18 protein-coding genes are annotated in these 17,550 nt (G+C 37.5%); 2 read left to right on the forward strand and 16 right to left on the reverse strand.

All coding sequences use genetic code 11. The annotated features are described in order from the left end of the window. The first annotated feature begins 93 nt into the window (after positions 1-93). Positions 94-468 carry a TIGR04086 family membrane protein gene (locus tag AACH31_RS07690; protein WP_161830786.1) on the forward strand — a complete coding sequence of 125 codons (375 nt, stop codon included), beginning with the start codon at positions 94-96 and terminating at the stop codon, positions 466-468. 35 nt (positions 469-503) lie between these two features. On the opposite strand, the gene yajC is transcribed toward AACH31_RS07690, so the two are convergent. From yajC to AACH31_RS07770, 16 genes are all read right to left on the reverse strand, one after another. Further along, a complete protein-coding gene (gene yajC, locus AACH31_RS07695) occupies positions 504-767 on the reverse strand; it encodes a preprotein translocase subunit YajC (protein WP_161830785.1) in 264 nt (87 codons plus the stop codon). A 104-nt stretch (positions 768-871) separates the two neighbouring features. Continuing rightward, complete coding sequence (gene tgt, locus AACH31_RS07700) at positions 872-2,008, reverse strand: tRNA guanosine(34) transglycosylase Tgt (protein ID WP_317453421.1); 1,137 nt, start codon at positions 2,006-2,008, stop codon at positions 872-874. Positions 2,009-2,042: 34 nt separating this feature from the next. Next, positions 2,043-3,074 carry a tRNA preQ1(34) S-adenosylmethionine ribosyltransferase-isomerase QueA gene (gene queA / locus AACH31_RS07705; protein WP_161830783.1) on the reverse strand — a complete coding sequence of 344 codons (1,032 nt, stop codon included), beginning with the start codon at positions 3,072-3,074 and terminating at the stop codon, positions 2,043-2,045. A 76-nt stretch (positions 3,075-3,150) separates the two neighbouring features. Next, complete coding sequence (gene ruvB, locus AACH31_RS07710; protein ID WP_202618673.1) at positions 3,151-4,152, reverse strand: Holliday junction branch migration DNA helicase RuvB; 1,002 nt, start codon at positions 4,150-4,152, stop codon at positions 3,151-3,153. A 3-nt stretch (positions 4,153-4,155) separates the two neighbouring features. Continuing rightward, the gene (locus AACH31_RS07715; protein WP_161830781.1) at positions 4,156-4,359 is read right to left on the reverse strand and encodes a hypothetical protein; all 204 of its coding nucleotides are present in this window, start codon (positions 4,357-4,359) and stop codon (positions 4,156-4,158) included. A 14-nt stretch (positions 4,360-4,373) separates the two neighbouring features. Beyond that, on the reverse strand, positions 4,374-4,934 hold the full coding sequence (gene ruvA, locus AACH31_RS07720) for a Holliday junction branch migration protein RuvA (protein ID WP_161830780.1): 561 nt from the start codon (positions 4,932-4,934) through the stop codon (positions 4,374-4,376). 151 nt (positions 4,935-5,085) lie between these two features. Beyond that, the gene (locus tag AACH31_RS07725; protein ID WP_161830779.1) at positions 5,086-5,877 is read right to left on the reverse strand and encodes a formate/nitrite transporter family protein; all 792 of its coding nucleotides are present in this window, start codon (positions 5,875-5,877) and stop codon (positions 5,086-5,088) included. Positions 5,878-6,027: 150 nt separating this feature from the next. Continuing rightward, positions 6,028-7,107, reverse strand: coding sequence for an AI-2E family transporter (locus AACH31_RS07730; RefSeq protein WP_161830778.1), 1,080 nt, complete (start codon positions 7,105-7,107; stop codon positions 6,028-6,030). A 153-nt stretch (positions 7,108-7,260) separates the two neighbouring features. Beyond that, positions 7,261-8,124, reverse strand: coding sequence for a patatin-like phospholipase family protein (locus tag AACH31_RS07735; protein WP_161830777.1), 864 nt, complete (start codon positions 8,122-8,124; stop codon positions 7,261-7,263). Positions 8,125-8,253: 129 nt separating this feature from the next. Beyond that, positions 8,254-9,339, reverse strand: a complete 1,086-nt coding sequence (locus tag AACH31_RS07740; RefSeq protein WP_161830776.1) for a hypothetical protein — start codon at positions 9,337-9,339, stop codon at positions 8,254-8,256. 18 nt (positions 9,340-9,357) lie between these two features. Continuing rightward, positions 9,358-9,648: a hypothetical protein gene (locus tag AACH31_RS07745; RefSeq protein WP_161830775.1), complete on the reverse strand. Its 291-nt coding sequence runs from the start codon at positions 9,646-9,648 to the stop codon at positions 9,358-9,360. Between the two features lie 167 nt (positions 9,649-9,815). Beyond that, the gene (locus AACH31_RS07750; protein WP_161830774.1) at positions 9,816-10,763 is read right to left on the reverse strand and encodes a carbohydrate kinase family protein; all 948 of its coding nucleotides are present in this window, start codon (positions 10,761-10,763) and stop codon (positions 9,816-9,818) included. 14 nt (positions 10,764-10,777) lie between these two features. After that, complete coding sequence (locus AACH31_RS07755) at positions 10,778-12,250, reverse strand: glycoside hydrolase family 32 protein (RefSeq protein WP_161830773.1); 1,473 nt, start codon at positions 12,248-12,250, stop codon at positions 10,778-10,780. A 20-nt stretch (positions 12,251-12,270) separates the two neighbouring features. Beyond that, positions 12,271-13,710 carry a sucrose-specific PTS transporter subunit IIBC gene (locus tag AACH31_RS07760; protein WP_161830772.1) on the reverse strand — a complete coding sequence of 480 codons (1,440 nt, stop codon included), beginning with the start codon at positions 13,708-13,710 and terminating at the stop codon, positions 12,271-12,273. A 173-nt stretch (positions 13,711-13,883) separates the two neighbouring features. Beyond that, positions 13,884-14,864 (reverse strand): LacI family DNA-binding transcriptional regulator, encoded by a 981-nt coding sequence (locus AACH31_RS07765; RefSeq protein ID WP_161830771.1) that lies wholly within the window; start codon positions 14,862-14,864, stop codon positions 13,884-13,886. A gap of 126 nt (positions 14,865-14,990) precedes the next feature. Continuing rightward, positions 14,991-16,142: a YecA family protein gene (locus tag AACH31_RS07770; RefSeq protein ID WP_161830770.1), complete on the reverse strand. Its 1,152-nt coding sequence runs from the start codon at positions 16,140-16,142 to the stop codon at positions 14,991-14,993. Positions 16,143-16,724: 582 nt separating this feature from the next. Between AACH31_RS07770 and AACH31_RS07775 the strand changes: the two genes are divergently transcribed. After that, positions 16,725-17,549: a site-2 protease family protein gene (locus tag AACH31_RS07775; RefSeq protein WP_161830769.1), complete on the forward strand. Its 825-nt coding sequence runs from the start codon at positions 16,725-16,727 to the stop codon at positions 17,547-17,549. The last annotated feature ends 1 nt before the right edge of the window (position 17,550 follow it).

Below are 17,550 nucleotides of genomic sequence, written 5' to 3' on the forward strand. Positions count from 1 at the left end.
TCTATTTCAATCTTTTATCCTTAAAGTTACATAATCATTTCAATTGGTTCATAAAGTTACTAATGAATACACATAGTCATAGGAGTTGAGAATATGTCAGAAAAACTAGGAAAAGCATTACTAGACGGATTGGCATTCATTGTTATTAGTATCCTCATTTTCGGTCTACTTATAACAACAATTGCTTATTTTGGATGGGTCTCAGTCGGGTTACTCGGAAACATCATCTACGCTGCTTTTGTTATTACCTTTTTCACGGGGACTGCTATTATTTCTAAAAAATTCGCTGAAAAAGGATGGTTAATCGGTATTTGTGTTGCTTCGGTTATGGTATTATTAAGCCTTCTATTTTATACCATCGGTGTTGAGGCACCTTTAAGCCTACAATTTTACATTCGAAGCATTATCACCTTTGTCATTTGTATTGCAGGGGGAATGATTGGGGTTAATTTACCAACTAAAAAATAAAAAGAGGAAGAGCCTCGTATCAGGCTCTCCTCTTTTTATTTTTCTACTTTACGAGCGATTGCGTGACGTTCAAAAATCCATTTTTGACCCTCGTCATTAATTAACGTCACCACTTCTTCTTCAATTGAATGAATACGTCCATGAATTCCTCCAATAGTTACAACTCGATCCCCTTTAGATAAACTATTTTGCATCGTTGTTACTGCCTTACGACGTTTGTTTTCTGGGCGAATCATAAAGAAGTAAAAAATCGCCCCTAATAACACTAGTTGAATAGCTAACATAACTGTTTGATTCATTATAAACCGCTCCCTTTCTTACTCGTCAACAAACTTATCATTGATGACTTTATTTATCTATCTCCATAAATCACTGAAACCTTTCAATGACACATGGCCTATGCTTAAAATCCTCGTGATCCTGGCAAATTAATCCCATATTGTTCAAAGAATTCTTCACGGAAATCCAATAAACGATCTTGTCGGATTGCCTCTCGTATCTGCTCCATTAAATGGATTAAGAAATGTAAATTATGATACGAAACTAATCGTTGTCCAAACGATTCATTCGCCTTAATTAAGTGGCGAATATATGAACGTGTATAATTCTTACATGTGTAACAATCGCAGTTTGGATCTAACGGCGTAAAGTCGCGCTCATAAACTTTATTCTTAATAACCACACGTCCGACTGAAGTCATGGCTGTTCCATGACGAGCGATACGCGTTGGTAAAACACAATCAAACATATCAATTCCGCGAATAGCCCCATCGATTAAGTCGTCTGGTGACCCTACTCCCATTAAATAGCGTGGCTTATCCTTTGGCAAATAAGGAACAGTATATTCAATCATTTTTCGTGCGACATCCTTTGGTTCCCCAACTGATACCCCTCCGACTGAATAACCTGGGAAGTCCATTTCTACTAATTTTTCAGCACAATACTTACGTAGTTCAGGATATTCTCCTCCCTGAACAATTCCAAATAAAGCTTGGGTTTCGGAATTTTTATGCGCTTTTTTTCCTCGTTCCGCCCAACGAATCGTACGATCAACTGAATTTTTCATATATTCAAATGTCGCAGGATATGGGGGACACTCATCAAAAGACATAATAATATCAGCCCCTAATGAGTTTTGTACTCCGATTGAAATCTCAGGTGACATAAATAAAGGAGCCCCATTACGATGGTCGCGGAAAGTTACTCCCTCTTCAGTAATTTCACGTAATTTGCTTAAACTAAAAACTTGAAATCCACCTGAATCGGTTAAAATAGCTCCTCCCCAATTTTCAAACTTATGAAGTCCACCTGCTTCCTCAACAATCTTCTCACCTGGTTGTAACCAAAGATGGTAAGTATTCGCTAAAATAATTTTAGCTCCCATCTGATCAAGTTCTTCAGGAGATAACGTTTTAACAGTGGCCAACGTTCCTACCGGCATAAAAACTGGGGTTTCAAATGTCCCGTGTGGGGTGTGCAATTTACCATAACGAGCACCTGATTGTTTACATTCATGTATTAATTCATATTTAATCGCCAACAGAGGCACCTCACTTTTTCTAGATTCTAAGTTGTTATTCTTCAATAATTAACATCGCATCTCCAAAGCTAAAGAAACGATACTTCTCCTCTACCGCAATGCGATAAGCATTCATGATAGATTCCTGTCCTGCTAGAGCCGAGATTAACATAATTAATGTTGATTTTGGCAAATGGAAATTAGTTAACATCCCATCAATTCCTTTGAACTCATAAGGAGGGTAAATAAAAATATCTGTCCATCCTTCACAAGCCTTAAATGTTTGATGATTACGAGCGATTGTTTCAAGTGTTCGCGTCGAAGTCGTTCCTACGGTAATAATTCGACCACCCTTTTGTCTCGTTTCATTTAATAAATCAGCCGTTTCCTGTGACATCTGATAAAACTCCGCATGCATCTCATGTTCTTCAACACTCGTCGCAGATACCGGTCTAAATGTCCCTAATCCGACATGCAAAGTAACATATGCAATATTTACCCCTTTGCTTTTAATTTTCTCTAGTAACTCTGTCGTAAAATGTAATCCGGCAGTAGGAGCTGCGGCAGATCCAATTTCTTTAGCAAAAACGGTTTGATATCGATCACGATCGTCTAGCTTTTCCGTAATGTAGGGCGGCAGTGGCATTTCACCTAAGGAATCCAATACCTCATAAAAAATTCCCTCGTATACAAATTTAAAAATTCGTTTTCCCATCTCGCCCGTTTGAATACATTCAGCTTTTAGGCGACCATCACCAAACTCAACCACCGTCCCAACTTTAACTCGCTTAGCCGGTTTAACTAACGTTTCCCAACAGTCGTCTTGTTCCTGTTTTAAAAGAAGAACCTCAATATGAGCCCCCGTATCTTGTTTTTGACCCATTAATCTAGCCGGCATCACTTTTGTATTATTTAAAACAAGCGTATCATTCGGTTTTAAATAATCAATGATCTGATGAAAAACCTCATGTTTGATTTCACCTGTTTTTTTATTTAAAACCATTAAACGCGACATATCCCGGTTTTTTAAAGGGGTTTGTGCAATTAACTCTTCTGGTAATTCGAAGTCGAATTGATCTACGCGCATAACACACCAACTTTCTATGTTGCAAAATTTATCACTATGTATAAATTATCTACCAAATATCGTTATTTTTCAATCTTTATTTTAACGGATACGGGACGTTCAAATGTTCACAAGCTTGAGGAGTAATCACCCGACCACGAGGGGTTCGCTTGACAAATCCTAATTGTAACAAATATGGCTCATAAACATCTTCCAGTGTTTGGGGCTCCTCCCCAATTGACGCCGCAATAGCCTCAATTCCACACGGCCCTCCATTAAATCGTTCAATAATCCCCATTAAATACTTGTGATCAACATAATCTAATCCTAGTGAATCTATGTCTAAACGGTCCAATGCTAACTTTGCAATATCATGTGTAATGATACCATCCCCTATAACTTGTGCATAATCGCGCACACGTCGAAAAAGACGATTAGCAATACGTGGGGTTCCTCGCGAACGCCGCGCTAGCTCTAAAGAAGCTTGATCATCAATCGGTGTATCATAAACAATCCCTGTTCGTTTTACAATGGATTGGAGTTGCTCTTCCGTGTAGTATTCTAAACGATTCATAACACCAAAGCGGTCGCGAAGTGGAGCTGATAAATCCCCTGCACGCGTCGTTGCACCTACTAATGTAAACGGAGCCAAGTCCACACGGATAGAACGGGCGGAATCATCTTTTCCGACAACGATATCGAGCACGTAATCTTCCATCGCTGGGTATAAAACCTCCTCGATACTTTTAGGTAAACGATGAATCTCGTCAATGAATAAAACATCTCCAGGTTCTAGAACCGATAAAATAGCAGCTAAATCACCACTCCGTTCAATCATCGGCCCTGAAGTCGTTTTAATATTAACTCCCATTTCATTTGCGATGATCGTCGCTAAAGTCGTTTTTCCAAGACCTGGTGGGCCAAAAAGCAACACGTGGTCTAATGACTCATTTCTACTTTTTGCCGCGTCAATAAAAATTCTTAAGTTCTCTTTCACAGCCGTTTGGCCAATATACTGATTTAGACGCTCAGGGCGCAAACTTAATTCTGATTCATCTTCTCTCATTTCATCCGGCGTCACTAAGCGTTCCTCTATCATCATCTAACCTTCTTTCCTATTTATTTTGGCACATTCTGATAAAACAATACCAAAATTTTCTTTTAATAATCGTTCACCTTGATCGGTTAAGTAATATTTAATTTCATGATTTTTATCCATCTCTAAGTGCAAAATGCCTTGATCAAGACAATATTGAACAAAAGCTCCCCCTATTCCAAACGGATTAACTTGCTGTCCTTTCCCCATTTTAAATATCCCCCTTATTTAACCAATAATTGCAATCCCTTTTTAATAATCTCATCAACGGAAGCCGTTGTATCCTTGAAGGCCGTCCTTACCTTCGTTAATTCCTTATCCCCATAACCAAGCGCCTGTAATGCCTCAATGGCCTCCGTTAAACCAGGATTCGTAAATAATGGACCTTCTGGAATCACAAGCTTCCCTTTTAAATCCAATATAATTTGTTGGGCTGTCTTCGGACCAATTTTAGGAAATTTGCATAAATACTTCGCATCACCATTTTCAATAGCCTGACGTAAGCCATTCATGTCTTTCATCGCTAAAATTGCACAGGCTGTCTTCGGACCGATTCCACGAGCACTAATTAAATTAATAAATAAATCATGCTCCTCTAGGGTTCTAAACCCATACAAACTAATTTCATTCTCGGATACCACCTGATGTGTAAAAACCTGAACAGCTTCTCCCTTTTTAAACTCATACGGATTCGCTGTATGAACCTTATACCCGATTCCGTTAACCTCAATGACAACAAAATCCTTTCCACCATACGATGTGTGTCCCTTTAAATAAGCGAACATTTCAAATCACCTCTTTATCGCCCATTATAACATAAAAAGAGACAGCTAAAAAGAGGAGAAAAACAAACATTAGTTCTATGGTTGCAAGTTATAAACTAAAAAAAGTGTTAACTCAATCACGGACTGAATTAACACTTTTTTTATAATCGATTTAATGATTTTTATGTCTATAAGAGTGAATGAAATTATAGTAATATGGAATAACGATGACAAATCCACCAATAATGTTACCAATTGTTGCAATAAATAGGTTCCAAGCCATCCCTGCATAAGAAGCATCTGCCCCTAAAACTTTCCCCATTCCTAAAACAAACATATTGGCAATACAGTGTTCTACTCCCATTAATGCAAAGACCGCAACAACTAAAATACTTAAGATACATTTACCTGCCACGTCTTTAGCCGCGTATGCCACGTAAACTCCACCAGCAATTAAAATATTACATAAAATTGCACGGAAGAAAATTGCTGATGTCGATAAGCTAACTTTTGCTTCTGCTAAATGGCGAATATTCTCAGCAACATGAGGGTTCACACCATTTGTAAATAACTCTGCACCTGCTAACAAACCAATTCCAAGTAAAACTCCCAAGAAGTTTCCAATCCAAACTAAAACTAAATTTTTAATAAACGCACCTAATTTTACTTCTTTTTTAAAGTAAGCCTTACCGATTAATGTATTTCCAGTGAACAAGTCAGCTCCTGTTAATAAGATTAAAATTAAGGCAACAGGGAATAAAAATGCCCCCACAATTTTTCCTGCATATGGGTCTGTCATTTGTCCGTAAACAAGTAAATAAACCGTATACCCTAATGCGATAAATAACCCCGCTAACATTCCCGAAACAAGAACGACACTGTCTTTACGCGCTACCTTATACTTTCCAACTTCAACAACTTCATTTGCAATTTCCTTAGCCGATAACATACGTGGCTGTTGCATACCAATTCCTCCATTTACTAATACATTAACTTTTCTTTTTTATAATTCCTTTAATAAAATACCACTTTTCCATCATTTTTTCAAATGTATTTGGCTACTTTTTTATTCGTAAAGCGCTATTTTATACTTTTGAGGACGATATACCTAAACTTATCTTTTTAAACGTTTCTTTAACATTAACTCATAAACCTCTTTCATAACCGCCGATATAGGAACAGCCAAAAAGACTCCGATAAAACCAAAAAGGGATCCCCCTAAAATAACAACAGAAATAATCCAAAGAGGAGATAAACCAACAGAATCCCCCATAATTTTAGGTCCTATCACATTTCCGTCCAGTTGCTGTAAGACAAAAATGAAAATGGCGACCCAAATCGCACGAATGGGATCGATCATCAACGTCATACCAATCGGAAAAATCGCTCCAATGATAGGACCGAAATACGGAATAATATTGGTGATAAAAACAATAAAAGAAAACAATAAAACATAGGGTACCTTCAAGACCGAAAAACCGATTAGCGCAAGCAGACCAACAATTAATGAATCCAATAACCGGCCTACCATATAATCTTGAAACGTATGATAAGTAAATCGGGTAAAATAAAGAACCCGTTCTTCTTGCCTTGGAAAATAGCCTGCTAAAAAACGTTGGAACGAACAAAAAACCTTCTGTTGATCGATGATTAAATAAATTGAAATAGTAAAACCTAAAAACCATTGTAAAATCTCGGCTAACACGCCTATCAGTGAGGACCATAAAGAAGTCGATAACTGATTCACAATGCGAAATGTACTTTGACTAATACTTTGGATATTTTCCTCTATATATGCCAAAATCTCATTCCAATACGGAATTCTCTCTATCACCTCATAGCCAAACTGATTTGAATCTAAAGATCGAATATGTTTCGTGATTTCCATAATACACTCAGACACTCCAACTAAACACGATGGGATAATTAAGCCAACACAACAAAGGACTCCCCCTACCATAACCAAATACGCATTAAAGATACTTAACCCACGAGAACATTTTAGCCGTCTTTCAAACCAAAGGACAATAGGGTTCGTTAACGCGACTAAAATAGCTCCAATCAAAAATGGCTTAAAAATCCCTACAACGGACCCTATCAGACGATAAAAAAACTCGGGATAGCCGGTTAGGCGATAAAATAAAACCCCAAAAATAGTTAAAAATAGACTATACTTTACTGTTTCCTTCGTCATCCCTCTCACCTCTAACTTTATTTCCTGTATTATGGTCAAAGAAGAGAGGGTTAAATCAACTGCTTTTATTTATTCAGCAAAACACTGCAGGAAACCCATTACAAAAAGTTAACGAATTTTATTTTCTCACAATTTATTACATGGCATAACCTTCTATTTTTTCACCCGCACGCGGTTTGGCGACTGAGGATTCTCCCTCAACACACGATATAAAATTCGATACGCATCCTCACTGCCTAAATCCATATAATACTTCAACACTTCCGGTCTAAAATCAAACGATCCATAAATTCCGTTCCCCAGCTCTTTACTCGGAAAAATTTCAATAATTCTTTTTCCTTCAATCGAGGACTTTCCAATTCTTGAACGTGGATCCAAATAAACAACAATAATAGTCTCACAATCCGTTGATAATAAGGGGCGAAGAGGAGCCAACTCCGATTTCATTGGATCAACATAATTAACCCCTTCAATCGAAACAGGTTCGTATAATCCTGGCACGGCAGTTGTCGCTAAAAGAACACCTTTCATCTGGTGATAAGAAAGATCATTCAATTTAAAAAAACGTCGTCGTGAAGACTTAGACTCCTTACAGGAAATATAAAGATCACGATGATCCTCTTGAATTGAAACAGGATTTAAATAATAACGAAAAACTTTATCAAACCCCTTCCTTTTTAAAGGTAAGCCAACCTGATTAGCCATGCCTGCTAGATTCATCATCCCCATAAAAGAAGGGATTTTTCGATAATTTATAGAATCTACAATTTGATTCATTCGATTCATATTTTCTTTGCTGATTGAAAAAATAGAAGACCACGGGCAATTGAGCCAAAACTTTTCCATTTCTTCTGGCGTATATTGCAAAAATAACGCACCATTGACTCCTCCAATGGAAGATCCTGCCACGGCATGGATATGGGATAATAGTCCAAATTCCTCAAGCACACGCAGAACACCAACCTGATACGCGCCCTTTGCCCCACCTCCGCATAAAACTAAACCTATTTTTTTCATGCTATCCCTCCTTTCCATCTAACATAAAATATGACAATGTTCACCTAACAGTACCTACCCGCCCAAACTTTTTTAATGTTCTACCTCCACCGCACATAAAAAAAAGTTAGTATAAACTATTCGTTCATACTAACTTTCCTGTTTTGATAAATTTCCAAGCACAAAGGCATTGGCTACTTTTTTCATTTCTTTTGTTGAATTGAGCGTACAAAAATGTGGTTGCCCATTAAAGAAGGCCGTTTGATAACCCACATGCTCATCTTGCAAATATTTCGATAACTCTCTTCCAAGAGGCCCACTTGCAAACTTCATCACAAATATAGATTGACCTTGCCATCGGTTAGCGCGTTCATCCATTGATTTAACATACGTGTCAATCTCATCAAAACATCCGAGACACCCCTCACACTGTTTCCGCTTCCCGCTTAAATGCCGCGCAATACACGGCGTCGGAGTTAAGGCCATTAAATGATTTTTCTCCTGAAAATGGTGACAATACTTTACATAATCAAAAATAGCCCTTTGTGACAGCGAACGATCCCCCTGATATTGCGACTTTAAATCCACCGTTTCTAACCAAACGGCTACTCGGTCTGGTAATAGATGATAGTTGAAGAAGGCGTAAAAGTGGTACGGATGAAACCATCCTCGAATTGATTTCTCATTCATCCATTTAAACCCATGCATCAAATCAAACTTTTCAACACCATACGGAGTAAAACAGCGGTCCTTTAACTCTTCCTTTAATCCCCGCAACCCTGGCTGTATCACCGCGGGAATTGGAACTAACTGAACCTTATTTGCGATGAGGTTGCCCTCGATATACCGTTTAAATAAATTAGTTTGGCTTTGAAGGGCATCCTCATTTCCTTCAACAGAAAAAATATGAATCGTTTTACCTTTAAAATATTTTTCAAAGGCATGAATCAAGCCGAATACATCGCCCCCAGACCCGGTGGCCATCGCTAAAACATTGATTGTGTCTAACGAATGATAAACCGAAAAAATTTCAGATTGATTAAAGAGGTCACTATAAACTTCGTAAGATTGACGATAACTCATCGGAAACTGTTCGATGAGACAAGCTACAATTTTTTCCTTTGAATTATGTAAATTGTCTCGTGTATTCCCTTCTCTTTGCACCTCGTAATCAATCGGCAAATCATTTGCCCATTCTTGAATCACTTCATATAACGTCGGATTTAAATGTCTCATGGTTCCTCATCCAATCTCTTATTCAGCCGCTCTTAAACGGTCGACTTCAAAATACATCGAAACTTGAACAAACCCTGATTGATTCGATGGATTAATTTCATTATAAGGAAAATAAGCGGTCATTTCATTATACAGAGCTGTTCGCTCCATCGCAAACTCAATCTGTTGCGGATAATTAATTTTTGCTAATTTACAAAAATAATTAAATTTATCCATGGCACCTAATGGATCCGTATAATAACGATCAAAATATACTTGTTCATCGGGTTGCACAACAACAACGCGAACACGTTTAAAACTTCTCTCCATAATTTACCCTCCTTCTTTTAACCTGACTGTATTATTATCCTATTGTTTAAAAAGAAGAAATATGCCCCAAAAACAACGAGCTTTTTCTTACACCCTCACCCTGCATCAAATGAACGGCATAAAAAAAGGCGAAGAAATTCTTCGCCTTCTACCTATACCAATTTTTATTACATCGCAATTTCATCCCATGATGGAATAGAGTCTAACGCTCCCAATTTTGTTGTTGTTAACGCACCTACTTTATTCGCATTTTGGGTAAACTCGACTAACATTGCTTCATCCGTTAAAATTTCTTTCGGATTGTTTAAGTTCGCAATTTGGGATAATAGTGCTCCGATAAAAGCATCACCTGCTCCTGTTGAATCAATCATGTTAACTGGGACACTCTCAACTTTATAAATTTTATTAATTGAGATGAGGGACCCCTCTTTTCCAAGTGTTAACGTTACAATTTTAGCCCCTAACTCATGCAATGCTAAAATCATTTTCTGATGATCCGTTTCCCCCGTAATAATCTGTCCTTCTTCCTCTGATACTTTAATCAAATCAACCGATTTAATTACTTCCTTACAATGTTTAATAAACAATTCCTTTTTATCATGATAAAGTGCCTCGCGATAATTTGGATCAAATGAAATAAACTTATGATTCTCGATAGCAAATGAAATAAATGACTTATAAACCTCATAAAGTTTATCTCCTAATAAGGCCGTTGCACTCCCTAAATGAACAATTTTACAATCCTTAAATGCTTCAAAGTCAATTTGATCAGGTGATAGATTTCCATCTGCCCCTCGCATGAACTCAAAATCGCGTTCCCCTTGCTCATCGATTGAAACATAGGCAATTGTCGTTCCAAGCGTTTCATCCTTAATCACGTGTTTTGTTCCTACTTGATAACGCTCAAGTGTATCCATTAAAAACTTACCGAACGAATCCTTTCCAACCGCACCCACAAATTCAGCCGATGCACCTAATTTAACAAGCGCTGTTGCTACATTTGCAGGAGCCCCTCCTGCCTTCTTTTGAAAACGTTCTACGTCTACTAACTTCTTACCATTTTCAAGCGAAATAAAATCAATTAACACTTCACCTGGACAAATTACCTTTGCCATTATTACACCTCTTTCTAAACATTTAATCCCCATTTGGTTGTCTTCAATTGTACCATTCCATCCGTAAAGAATTCAATGCCTGCGCTTTCAATTTTTGTAAAAATTCGTGTAGAAAATACTTCAAGCCCATCATTTACAAAAATTTCAATAGAGGAAACATCAACAAAAATTTGTAGTTTCAATTGTTTTTCATCAAAGTGACATTTTCTCACCGTTCCATATTCATCCCCACATGTACGTCCTGATTTTGAACGATCTAACACAAGTTTTCGATTGATTAAATCGTAATAAAAGACCGTTTCTTCGTTATCACCTTTACGAAGTTTAATCCCGACAACTTGAGCTTCAATCTCGGTAAACTCAGCCGTTAGTTCATAAACAATTCCGTTAATTTTTTCAAAAGAGATTGATTCCTGTTGCAAAAGGTGCGTGACGGTATGCGCTTCTTTTCGCAATTGCTCTAGTTCTTTTATCGGACGTTGCCATAATCTATTCTCCTCCACGATTAATTCACGTGGAATCGTCAAACAATGTGCCCAACCATTTTCATCACTCACACAATCAACACCTGGTAGACCAAACCAACCAACTAAAATCCTTCTTCCACTTGGATCTTGCATCGTTTGAGGAGCGTAAAATTCAAATCCACGATCTAACTCAACAAAACTCCCATGTTTAAATACACCATTCTGCCAATCAATTTCTTCCCCAATCAAATACCCCGATTGAAAAATATTATTATAAAGATCTCCCTGTGATTCCATTCCCTGCGGTGAAAGAATCATGACCCCCTTCCCGTTTTGGGTGAAATAGTCTGGACATTCCCACATAAATCCATTTCCTTTAAATGAGGTTTTCACCTCACCCTTGTAGGTCCATTCCACTAAGTCTTTTGACTGATAATAAACAACAGTTCCTTGATTTCCTTCTAGCTCAGCACCAATAAGACAATAATACATGTCTCCTACTTGAAAAACTTTTGGATCCCTAAAATGCTCGGTTACCTGATAAGGCCTATTTTTAATTACCGGTTCCTCATATTTCATTATCTTCCCTTCTTTGTTCATCACTGCCAAACATTGCGTTGGATACCTAACCCAATCTTTATCACGCGCATTTCCCGTATACATTAAATACAACTGGTGGTCCTTTTCAATGGCCGTTCCTGAAAAGACGCCATGACTATCAAAAGGACGATCAGGTTCTAAGGCGATTCCTTCGTTTCTCCAATGAACTAAATCCTTCGATACTGTATGATACCAGTACTTCACCCCATGAACGGGTCCTAGTGGAAACCATTGATAAAACAAATGGTACTCCCCATTGAAATAACTAAATCCATTTGGATCATTTAATAACCCTGTGACGGGCTGAATATGATACATTTGTCGATACGGGCAATGTTTCACCTGATCAATTAATTTCCCATATTCTTCTTTCGAGACTTCTTCAATTCGTCGATAACGTTGCTCTGTTGTCCACTCCATCTGACACACTCCTTTGCAATCTAACCTTTGACTTTTTTATTAAACATTCGCGCTAACATGAGCGTTGCGATAAATCCAACGACAAATGCGATACCTAAAGTCACCATATATTGAAACATTGATTCTGGACGAATAACGATCACACCAGGTAACCCAGCAGGCCCTGGTGAAACAGATAAGACCTTCATAAAAGTTCCATAAGCCGCTGCTACTGCTGAACCAACTAATGCCCCAATAAACGGATATTTTAACTTCAGATTAACCCCAAAGACTGCCGGCTCAGTAATACCAAGTAACGCCGACACTCCCGATGCCGAAGCTAATCCTTTCATTTTAGTATCGTTTTTCATCAAATACATCACCGCTAACGCCGCTGCTCCTTGGGCGACATTCGAGGCAGCAACGACAGCGAAAGTAGGTGATCCACCTAGTGTCCCAATATTCGCTAAAATCTGAGTTTCTGCTGTAACTAATGAGTGATGCATTCCCGTAATCACTAATAACGGATAAGCTACCCCATAAATAGCCCCTCCAACAGGACCTAAAGAGAAAAATAACCACATGACTGCCTCAGTTAATCCGTCCCCGACGATTCGCATGATAGGACCTATGACGATAAACGTAAGAACAGCCGTTACTAGCACAGCAACTAACGGGGTAATAATATTATCAAACATAGCTGGAACGATTTTTCGTGTTTTACGTTCGACTTTTGCTAACACAAATGCCGACACAATAATTGGTAAAACTGTTCCCTGATACCCCACCTTTGCGATTTCAAATCCAAAAACATTCCAAACAGGTATCGTCTGATCTAATAAAGCCTGTCCATAGCTATAGCCATTTAATAAATCTGGATGAATCATAATGGCCCCGATAACAGCCCCTAATACAGGCGTTCCTCCAAAAATCTTCACCGCCGAAAACCCAATTAAAACAGGTAAAAAGGTAAAAGCTGCATTTGAAAATAAATTAATCATCTCTGCTAAGTCTGCCATTTGCGGATAAGCTTCAATCAAAGACTTCCCTTCGATAAACAAACCTTGTGCAGTTAAGACATTATTTAGTCCCATGAGTAATCCAGCCGCAACTAAGGCAGGTAAAATGGGAACAAAAACATCGGCTAATGACTTAAGTACTCGTTGAAAAACGTTCATTTTTGCCCCAGCTACCTCTTTTAGTTCCTCTTTTCCAATTTCTTGAATCCCAGTCTGTTTCAGAAATTCTTGATACACCTGATCGACGATTCCAGTCCCTAATATAATTTGAAACTGTCCTCCATTATTAAACGTTCCCTTCACTAACTCTAACGATTCAATTTGTTCAACATCTATTTTTTGATCCTCACACACGACAATCCGTAAACGTGTGGCACAACTTGCGACTCGAACAACATTCTCTTTCCCTCCAACAAGGAAAAGGATTTGACTCGCCGTTTCTTGATATTTTTGTTGTTTCACATGATTCCCTCCTCTAGTTCACTTAAAATGAAACGTTTCATTTTTTAGGTTAAAAAATATGAAACGTTTCATTTTTCATCTTCAGTATACTACGGGAAAGACCCCCTGTCAATAACAAAATGTAAAACGCTTCCTAACTTTCTTCAAAAGAAAAGGATACCCTGATTAACAAGCTATCCTTTCGTTGTCTTTCCTTGGAAAAGCTGAACAGGCAATAATACCTCATGGGAAACCTCTCGTTTATTAATTAAGGCGATCACCCCATTAACGCTCATTTTAGCGATTTCTTCAATCGGCTGACAAATCGTTGTAATTTTAATTTCATCCGTTGCTGAAGATTTAATTCCATCAAAACCAATAATCTGAACATCTTCTGGAATCCTCTTCCCATTTTTTGTTACGTAGTCTATCACCTGAAAGGCGTAATCATCCGTTACTGCAAATATTCCATCAATCGTTGATGTTTCGATGACCTCTTTTTTTAAAAATAATTCTAAATTTCTCTGAAAAGTTTCATGATGCCCCTGATCATCAAATATCAGATAGGATTTTTGATGTCTTTCGCAATAGTCAACAAAACCTTTTCTCCGATTTCTTGTGGCATTATCTTTCTTTGATCCGTGCCCAATAAAACAAACGGATTGACAACCTACATCGTCTAAATGCTTGGCCGCCAAAGCTCCTCCCGAAAAGTTATCACTACTCACATAGGGAATGTTATCATTAAAAAAACGATCAATACTAATTAATGGTATACTGTTAGAAATATAAGACTCAATATCACTATAAGTAACCGTAATAATTCCATCCACCTGATTTTGTTTCGCCATTGTAAAATAAGCAAGTTCTGTTACGTAATCTCCCTCTGAATTACAAAGAATCATTTTATATTGTTTTTCCCTTAAATAACGTTCAATATGAAAAGCTAATTCCCCATAAAATGGATTCCATACTGTTGGAATAATAAGTGCAACAGTATGAGTACGGTTAACTTTTAAACCACGTGCATAAATATTAGGTTCATAATTTAATTCTTTAATAGCTAGCTCAACAGCCTGTTTTGTTTTCGGCTTCACCGCGATATTATTAATTACCTTTGACACTGTTCCAACAGAAACTCCTGCTCGCTTTGCTACCTCTTTAATCGTTGACACGTTAAACTCACCTTTTTCTGACTTTATTATTAATTAGATTATACCATTCCTCACGGACAAACATTCAGAATATGTCATAAAAAAACACCAATCGCTTATAAAAAACGAATTGGTGTCTTAACTATTTTATCGTCCACAACATTTTTTGTATTTTTTACCACTCTCGCATGGGCATGGTTCATTGCGACCTACTTTTGTCGATTTAACTGGATTAATCATCGGTACAATCATTGGTGCACTCTCTGATTGTTGACTATCTTTTAAGTCGATTTGACGGAATCCTTTGTTTTCCCACGTACGGGCGTGGTTATAGGCATCCGTTAATAATACCATTAATTGTTGACTTGTCCCATATGCACCAATTTCAACCCCACGGTCCTCTAGTAACATAAAGGCGTATTTAGGTTGATACTCGTAGGCAAAAGATACGCCAATTGCATCTGTAATCTCATGTGCCTCCTGATCATTATGAACAATATGCTCAAAAATAAACGCTTCTACTTTTTCAAGCTCCTCTGTCCAATCTCCTTGATCCGTTCCGAATTTTAAAACTTCCTCTTTGGTCGGCATATAGTATGGCTTATCTTGATGAAGATCGTATAACTTAACCGCCTCCATCTCTGAATCCATGAGTAATGCGTCGCTCACAAATAAAGGCCCAAACGACTGAACATCCCCTTTAAAGGTTAATTTACAAAACAGCACATTTAAGGCTTCCTCAGGGGTTAACTCTCCCTCTTCGTATTGATTAAAGACAGTTACTAATTGATTAAACTCACACACACCATATAAATTAACAAGAGCCTTCATATAAAGATAAATTAAATCTGCACGGGCTTTAGTCGCCTCTAACGTTGTTAAATCAATGGCTTTGTATGCCTCTTTAACCACTTCAGGCATGACATAGACAACTTCCTTATCTTTCATCACCGGCAAAACGTAACCTAAACGATATAACACAAGGACACATCCACTTAATGTCGCATCTTGTGTTACATACGCTTCGTTTGCTAACATGACAAAATCACTCATCATTAATTCATCAAATCCGCAAAGAATATACTCAAGTCGGTTAGCATCACTAATCGTCTCTTTAATACGCTCGATGAGTCCACCTTTCGCTAAAGCCGAACACCCCTTTAAACCATGGGCATCCACAATTGACTTTAACTGTGTTTTCTTTAATTTATTTAAAATCGTCTCGAAACTTTCTGTATACTCACATTTAATGACATTCGAAACCATTGATTCTTTCACCATATCATTGATATTTTGCATCAGTAATCCCACCTTACAAAAGAAAAGTCAACTCAACCTAGCGAACGTTAAACATCCGCCCTTTTGAGTCGCAAGATTCGTTAGCAATCGCCAACCTCAATCACCATGATTAATGCATAGCACGACTCAACCCAAACGATTCCATTTTTAAAATAAGACATTGACGTCTTAATCATTTCCCGGATTCTTTTGGTTTTGATGGCGCACACCTTACTTCATGACCTTATTTCTTTATACAACTCCAAAACCAAAACATCGACTTGTATTTCTTCATCTATGTTCTGATGATTCATGCCGTGTACAACACTTGATAAACGTGCCAATTATCCATTAAAAAATGAAAACTAATCGTATTATACAAAAAAAAAGACGTTAAATAAATGATTTTGTTGTATTTTTTTGAAATCTTATATCACTTTTTGTAGAATAGCGAACAGATTTTCCATTTATTTCATCATCCCAACGAACATTTATCCAAATAATCTAAAATATAGGAATATCCCCCCTCCCCTAAACGTCATGATTACTAAAATACATGCATATAGTATAGTAATATCACCATAAAAAAAGGGGGGGAATTTTATGGCCGTTTTTTGGTATGTTTTAGTTGCTTATCTGAGCATTTTTATTCATGAACTTGGACACTATACATCAGCCTATCTTTTCGGTATTAAGGCCACAGACGTTATTACGGGAATGGGATTTAAATTCTTCACGTTTAAAACAAAATCCACGACATTCCGATTCAACATTATTCCTGGTGGAGGCGTGACCATCTATCCGCAAAATCAGGAATTAACTCTTTCACGTTTAAAACAGTTTATCGTCCTAGGTTCTGGAGTCACCTTTAACTATATAGCCGCTGTTTGTGCGACTACACTCTACCTTAAAACATCACCGATTGCTGGATTTTTGGCTTTTAATCAAATGATTATTAATTTTATAAAGACACTCTTTACCCTCTTTTCTATCGATCATTTTTTGGCACCCCATGTTGGAATGGCAGAATCAATTGGAATGATCGCCAATCAATTTACAACGGGACAATTTGTTCTCTTCATTTTTATTTTTATGAATCTTCTTCTGTTTCTCTTTAACTTACTTCCTATTCCTTACTTTGACGGAGGACAGATGATTTCCCTTTATACGGATCCGATTCTTCAAAGGATAGGACTTTCAGAAGCAGTGTTAGAACAAATTAAAATTTTAATTAATCAATTAATCGGAATACTACTTCTCATCGCTGCCTGCTTACCTTTAATCAACGAGGCCTACCACCGTATCATTAAAACATATTTATCAGAACATGACATGATAAAGTGGGCCCTGATCGTCGTTGGGTTCTTATTGATTAAACGACTCGTTTCACCACTTATCTCATCACATAAAAAGAAAAAAAGAGTCTGAG

The organism is Turicibacter faecis (assembly GCF_037076425.1).
Taxonomy (GTDB): Bacteria; Bacillota_I; Bacilli_A; order MOL361; family Turicibacteraceae; genus Turicibacter; species Turicibacter faecis.